The 7230-nt window shown below is 53.4% G+C and carries 3 protein-coding genes; 1 reads left to right on the top strand and 2 read right to left on the bottom strand.

Going from position 1 to position 7230, the window contains the following annotated elements; translation table 11 throughout:
- Positions 1–2904: Eco57I restriction-modification methylase domain-containing protein (locus tag QZR17_RS06920; protein WP_297129356.1), on the bottom strand; the 2904-nt coding region annotated here is incomplete at its 3' end.
- A 6-nt stretch (positions 2905–2910) separates the two neighbouring features.
- Entirely contained in the window at positions 2911–6426 is a 3516-nt protein-coding gene (locus QZR17_RS06915) for a helicase-related protein (RefSeq protein WP_297129354.1), read from the bottom strand.
- Positions 6427–6676: 250 nt separating this feature from the next.
- Between QZR17_RS06915 and QZR17_RS06910 the strand changes: the two genes are divergently transcribed.
- The gene (locus QZR17_RS06910) at positions 6677–7141 is read left to right on the top strand and encodes a hypothetical protein (RefSeq protein WP_297129351.1); all 465 of its coding nucleotides are present in this window, start codon (positions 6677–6679) and stop codon (positions 7139–7141) included.
- Positions 7142–7230 lie beyond the last annotated feature (89 nt).

Below are 7230 nucleotides of genomic sequence, written 5' to 3'. Positions count from 1 at the left end.
GATTTTTGGCTTACTGAAATCCTCCCAATACTGGGCTCCCCACCTTTGCATAGCATACCACTCATATCGTATTCCTGTTTCAGCTTTGTTTCTCTTTGACAATTGCTCTTTATATCTTGTCATGTGCTGATAGACGGAGGGATATTGCTCTTGGAATGCCTTTTCTGCTTTATCAGATGCACCATTGATAGAGGTATCAAATTGGTAAGGGAAATGCCAAGGAATGAATATCAGCCATAGTCCAGCCCAGTCATACCCGTAGCGCTTGATGTCTCTGCCGCGCAATATGGGTCGTATGAGATCAGCAGTGCGCTGGCGCTCCCCCTCAGTCTGGCAATTGGCGAGTATCTCGTTTCGCTTCTCGGTACTAATGATAAAGGCTTCATTGCAGCCGGTCTTGATGCCATAGTTGATCTGGATGTCCCAGTCCTTTAGCGGGGTACCGACGGCCTCGATCTTCTCCTTGATGCGCTGCTCGATGGGGGTGAGGATGACCCAGGGGGCGGAGGAGAAGGCGGAGGGCGTCGCATGTTGCTGGACAAAAAGGCTCAGATTATCTACTCCAATTTTATCTGACTTGCTGGAGACAACCGACCGGCAGCTTTTGCTATTCTTCTCCTTGGCGAAGAGTAGGATATTGGTATCGACGGTCGCATTCTGGAAGATCTTCACTCCGGCAAAGTCTATCAGCAGCTTGGGATTGGTTTGCTCCGATAGGAATTGCCTGGTCTTCTCACCATATCCGGCACGCATCCACTTATTGGAGGTGATGTAGCAGAGGTGCCCGCCCGGTCTCAGTAGTCGACAGCCCAGTTCGTAGAAAAGGCAGTAGATGTCTCCTGTGCGTGCATAGGTATTATATCCCGCATCGGCGTAGAGCTTCGCCAGTCGTCCGTCGTCCTTCTGCAGCTGGATGTATGGCGGATTGCCAATCACTATGTCGAAGCCCCCATTCTCCATAAAGACATCGCCAAACCAGGTATGCCAGAGGAAGAACTTATCATTGGCGTGCACGTCGATGCCTCCGAGCGAGACGTCAAACTGCTGCTCTCTCAGCTGTAGCTCGATCATCGTGGTGATCTCACGCCTCATACTCAGGCGCATCGTATGATCGTCGCAGGCGTAGTACTCCTGGATAAGTCGAGAGAGCTTGTAGCGGAGGGGGTCAAGGTTGTCCTCAAAGAGGGTGAGCCGGCATCCCTTCTGCAGGTCTATCTCTGACTTTGTCTTGGTCAGTGTACTGAGATCCACGCCCTCATACTGTTCTAATAACGAGTCACCCTGCATGATCTTGAAGTCTAGATTGGGCAACGCCTCAGGAGCCTTCTCATCCACCACGAGGGTGAGCCAGAAGCGCAGCCGAGCTATGTCGACCGCTCCTCTCTCGATGTCGACACCATAGATGTTATTCTGCAGGATCTCCCTCTTTGTAGCAGCCGGATCCAGGGCTGTAGTGGTCTCGAGGGCAGACCTACAGAAGTAGAGCTCTCTGAGGAGCCCCATAGGGAAGGCTCCGGAGCCGATGGCAGGGTCACAGATCTTCACCCTCAGGAGCCGTTCCCTGATCTCCTCCGTCAGGTCACCAAGGGAGGTACCATCGTGACTCACGACAAAGTCTCGTACAGCCTTTCGCTCCTTCTCATCCTCCAGGTCGGACTGGAGGTAGGCGATCAGACTCTCCGCGCACATATACCGGACGATCTCCTTAGGGGTGTAGAAGGCTCCCATATCCTTATTGTCCTCGAGGAGGTTCTCGAAGATCCGCCCCAGCATCTCCGGATCGATACCCACCTCGGCATCGTTGGGGTCGTTCTCGTCGATGGTAAAGTTATACTGAGACAGCATGGTGAGGAGATCGCGGAAGTAGTCTGAGGGGAAGGCGAGTCGTCGCTCATCCAGCGCATCACGCTCAAAGAGACCGCCATTGAGGTAAGGCACCCGCACGATGCCGATACCGTCGACCCTTGTGTCGAAGAGACTCTGACTCTCCCGCCGATCGGTATCGAGAGCCTTGGCAAAGAGAGGCTCCAAGACGCTGTCAAGGAAGTCGGCCTGCTGCTCCGGTGACGCGTACTCGAAGAGATGGAGCATAAAGTCCTTGTCTCCCTCGCCCCACTCTCCACCTCTCGGGACACCCATCCACCCCTTCTTCTGCAGGAAGTGGAGGAAGACGATCCGTCCGAGGAGCTTCTTCACATAGTCACGGATAGGCTTCTCCTCCTCCCGCATACCGAGGACGCCCTCCTCCGAGGCCTCCTGCTCCTCGGGGATGAGATGAGCACGGATACCATTATCAGGATCCGCAGCAAAGCTGACAAATATCTCGTAGTGTGCCTTGTATCGTGAGAAAAACTCTCTCGAGAGAGCCTCGACGCTGAAAGCCTGCTGCAGATCCTCCATCGTAAGTGCCTCCTTGCGACTATAGAGACCATAGAAATTGTCTGTCGCTGTACGGCACGACTGTCCCGGCCCGAGGAGGAAGGTGTACCGCTTGCTGTCTGTAGTCTCCGCTAAGCTGCGCTCCTTACGACAGAAGGTAAAGCGCCAGTCCCACCTCGCTGCATCCTCGTAGTGGAAGATCATGAAGGCAGCGGAGTAGCTGCTCATCACAGATCGGATCAGTCGCTGGATGGAGACCCTGTTTCGCTCCATCATGACGCTGTCACTCACCGTCAGGTCAAAGATCTGAAGAGGCTCAATGCCGACATACACGCTCCCGAGGAGCCTGATGCTGCGTATCCCGGTCGCGGTGGCGAGACGCTTGTCGTCGCTGCCCTGCAGGACCTCTTTGCTGTACCCATCCTCGAAGTTATCCCCGAAGATTGGGATGATGATGGTGTCCAGGAAGGACTGCCCGCCCTGATAGCCTGTGCTTAGGTACTTCCTGAGATGCTCCTTGTCCATGATGGCTTACTTGATGATTCCCAATACGATCCCCGGTGCCCCCTGTTGTGTCTCTACTCTTTTGATCAGCTTACCGATGCTGTCCCTCAGGAGGGAGTCTATCTCCTCCATACTGACGGGGATGAGCTGCGACTCCCTCCGGCTCAGTTCGTCACCGATCCGGATCACCCTCCGTATCACATCTCGATTGCCGCGATCGACCTGCTTGCGAGCCGACTGCAAGAGTTGCTTGGTCTCCTTACTGCTCTCCGGATTACTCCAGATCTCGACGATGATGCCGAGAGCCTTATCTATATTGCTCTGACCGACGTGTGACTTAAGGATCCGGATGTGGTGCTGATTGTAAGCATATATAGCTCGCTTCCTGAGTGACGTCCACTCCTCCGGCAGAGGTACCCTCTTATCCTCCGGCAGGGCTCGCAGTCGCTCCAGGAGGTCGAGGAGAGAGAGGATCTTAGTGTCCCCTGAGGGATCCTGCTCCACCTCTATGGCCAAGGGGGCGGACTTAGGTGCCCGCACGACAAAGTAAGCGCTCCCCTCAGCGTCCTGCGCCATCTCCCACCCCTCGTCAGTGTCGGCAATGAGCTGATAGCGGTCAGGGTGTGCGTCTCTATACTGCTTCAGCTCATAGACATACTTCTGGAGGGGCGACTCCTCACCATCTATTGCCACACGGATGTTGTCGTAGTGTACCAGGCTCTCATCGTCCGTAAAGATCTTACTGTCTCCACCGAAGAGTACGTGGAAGGACTGAAGCTTGGAGTGCGCTATCTGGACCAGCTTGATCATCTCATCGCCCTGCGCACTCGGCATAAAGTTGTACACATAGATCTTCGGATGCTGAGATCCGATGCGATTGACGCGACCGATGCGCTGCATGAGTCGGGTCGAGTTCCACGGGGTGTCGTAGTTGAGTATGACATTGGCACGATGGAGATTGACACCCTCAGCGAGGACATCTGTGGTGATGATCACATCGTACTCATCCCGCCACTCGCCGGTATAATTGGCGTCAAAGTTCTCCTGTATCACCTGCTCCTTCTCATCTCTATTGGCAGCGGTGATGACGAGAGCTCTATGCCCCTTGTACGCCAAGGCGTGCGACAGGGAGTTGACCGTGTCCTTTGCCTCGGAGAAGATCACCAGTTTGCCGGAGGTATTGGTCTTGGGGTCGAAGAGCTTCGTGTCGATGCTCTCCTTAAAGGTGTCAAACTTTGGATCCTGCGAGTTGATAGTCCCCCATCGGTCACAGAGGATGGAGATAAGGGCACTGTCTCTCTTAAGACAGTCGTAGTACTCAGGGCGGAAGTCGCTCCTGTGATACTCAGCATTCTGTCCCCTCTCATTGCGCCCCTCCTGGGTCAGCTTTGCGATCTTACCTCGTATCTCTCGCACACAATCCTCGAAGGTGACTATTCTCCCTCGCTGTTCCGTCTTCGCCATATAGTCCAGCTCCCTATTGATATCGATCTGGGGACAGATAAAGATGGTGTCCTGCTTCCACATCTGGATCATATTGTCCGTGTAGCGGCGGAGGTTGAGGAGCGACCGCTTAAATGCCGTAAAGGAGCTCTCCAAGCGCTTCACCAGCATGATCTGCATGATCGTAGCCAGCTGTCCGGCGATATCGCCCACGCCGCGGTTACCACGCGCCATATGCTTCTGCTCATTGGCAGGGTCAACGAAGTACTCAATAGCTCGATACCGATAGTAGCGGAGCCACTCGTCGGATCTGATCTTCTCCACCTCCGACGGGGCTATGTTGCTCATGGTGTCAGCGAAGAGGCGCGCTAGGTCGTCATCCATCCTATAGACAAGCGCATGGGGACCGGACATCTCCGGGAATACCAGTCCCTGAGCCTCTATATCCTCCTTGTAGTAAGTTCTGACGTCCGTCCTCGTGCGTCGCTCGAGGAGGTCCTCGAGGATATTGTCTCTGAGCTCCTGAGAGATTGCCTTCAGCCGTCTGGATCGCTCCTCTTCGGTTAGTCCAACGTGTCCCTTGAGTAGATCGTTATACTCCTTATTTACTCTCCCGAAGAAGTCCTCCAGATCACCTCCCGAGGCTCTCTTGAGCGTGCTGTCCTTATGGTTGCGCTCGAAGAGGTAGATCTGATTCTTGAGATCATCCGGCCTATTATTCTGAGGCGTGGCGGAGAGGAGGCCTATGTAAGGGTAGGCGCCGCTCCGAGCACCGATATTCTCGATGAGGGTGTCTAAGGACTGGTACATCTTGGTGGTGCTGCGACGGAAGCGGTGGCTCTCATCGATGATGATCAGTCCGTAGTCTATATCCTGCAGCGCCTGATCCCCGTCTGTGCTCTCTTCATCCAGCAGATCCGCCAGGTCCTCCTCCACCTCCTCTTCGTCGTCTAATAAGCTGCCTATCTTGCCAGTGGTGATAAAGTCGACGAAGGGTGATATCTTATCTGTATTATCTTTTTGGTCAAATAGGTCGATGGTCCTCTCCCAGCCGGCTTTGATGGCCGGTGGTGTGATCACCAACACTTTCCTCTCCCTACCATCATCGCGTAGGTCGGATAGAAATCTCTTGATGATCAGCGTCCCGACGATGGTCTTGCCCAGCCCCACCACATCGGCGAGCATGAAGCCTCCATGCTCCCGCATGATGCTGAGGCACCGCTTCACCGCCTCTATCTGATAGTCCAGTCGTATGATCTCCTCAGGGAGGTAGCTTTCTATCTCCTCAGTTAGAGAGCGGTCAATGACGTCACCAAACTTAGTCTGCAGTAGCTTGATATAGAGCTCGTAGGGAGTAAAGATCTCCTCCTGAGGATGAGGATGGACGATGGGATCGACTTTGCCTCCGATGGGAGAGCGCTTCAGTATCTGCTCTAAGAAGGTCTCTGTCCACTCTTCGGAGATCTTCCACTTTTCCTCGAACCATATCTTATGTCCCTTGGAGGGTGATCCGTAGCAGGGGACGGCAGTCACGCGCTTGGAGTCGGTCTCTAGATAATTAAGCTCCGCATTCCCCTCGAGACCTTTCTTCGTAAAGTTGGAGCTGCCTATGATGCCGAAGCAATTGCTCTTACCGAGAAATAGGTAGCACTTGGAGTGAAGGAACTGCGTCTCGTCCTCCTCGTTTTTCCGATAGATGCGGATCTGGATCTTACCCAGCGGGCAATACTTGAGAAGCAGAGCTACTAAGCGCTCGTACTCCTCCCTCAGCTCCAGCTCATGGATGTCTGTCTTGATGAAGTCATAGGGGTACTTGGCGTCCTTGTACTTAGGATTCTTGAGCTGAGAGGCATACACATATGGATCCTTACCGATGAGGAGCTGCAGAGTGGTCCCCTCTCTCTCCAGAAACTGGCTAAGCTCATCCACTATAAGGGCCATACCGGGCAGATCCCAGTAACCTGTCGCTATCTGTAGGGTCTCAAAGGTAGGGAGACTGATACACTCGCTCAGCCAGTAGCGCATCGAGAGCTCCTCGGTCGAGTTGTCGATGAGCGTACTGTCAATGTGGATGAGATTATTGGATAGGAAGGGACTCATATGGCCTATTAAAATGGTACGTTTTTAAGCAGCAGCTCAAATTTAGATATTTTATCCCTATAAAGGAAGCTCAAGACCCGATGGATTGTGGTGTCCTAGAAAAGTACCCACAACGAGGAGGAGAAGCCGATTTACTACATCGGGGACAATAAGTACTACAAGATCGGCAATGCTATATCGCAAGAGTCTGTCTATAAGCAATTCACCCATGCCCGCAATGTAATACAGTGGAATCTTAACCTCTTCTTAGATGACGAAACGGCCGCCAATAGGCAAGGGTACCTTCCCGGCATCCGGCGCCCGTCAAGGCGTGCTGATGGTGATGATGGAGAACTATGCCATAAAGTCCGCTAACTTCCTTCCCTCCGGAAAAATCGCCATCGGCATTAAGATGACGATGACGGGGATGAACATTATACGCCATATTGACGATATAGGCTTCATTCTCTTTCATATACGGGGCAACGAGGGACAACATCTTTTCACTGTGTCCCAGCCACCTAAGCTCATAGATAAGGAGGAGATGGAGAAGCTGTCCGTCTATCCCTCCCTTAAGGATGGCAACATTTACCTTCTTGTGGAGTTCAATGCCGATCTGGAGCTAGACTCGTCAAACCTGAATCCCAATAAAATAAAGGTAGACAAGCGGGAGCGATATGATGCAAACTACTGCCTGGTAGTAGACTTAATGGAGTCACTACAGGATGAGGGATAGCCTGAGGGGTGACGCCCCGTCAGCCTACCCGAGGGACCGACACCCTTGCGGGGTCGCATGGGGGCTCTGCTCGGCGACCCGCAAGGGGT

The organism is uncultured Porphyromonas sp. (genome assembly GCF_900541275.1).
GTDB lineage: Bacteria > Bacteroidota > Bacteroidia > Bacteroidales > Porphyromonadaceae > Porphyromonas_A.
This window is presented reverse-complemented; position numbering and strand designations above follow the sequence as displayed.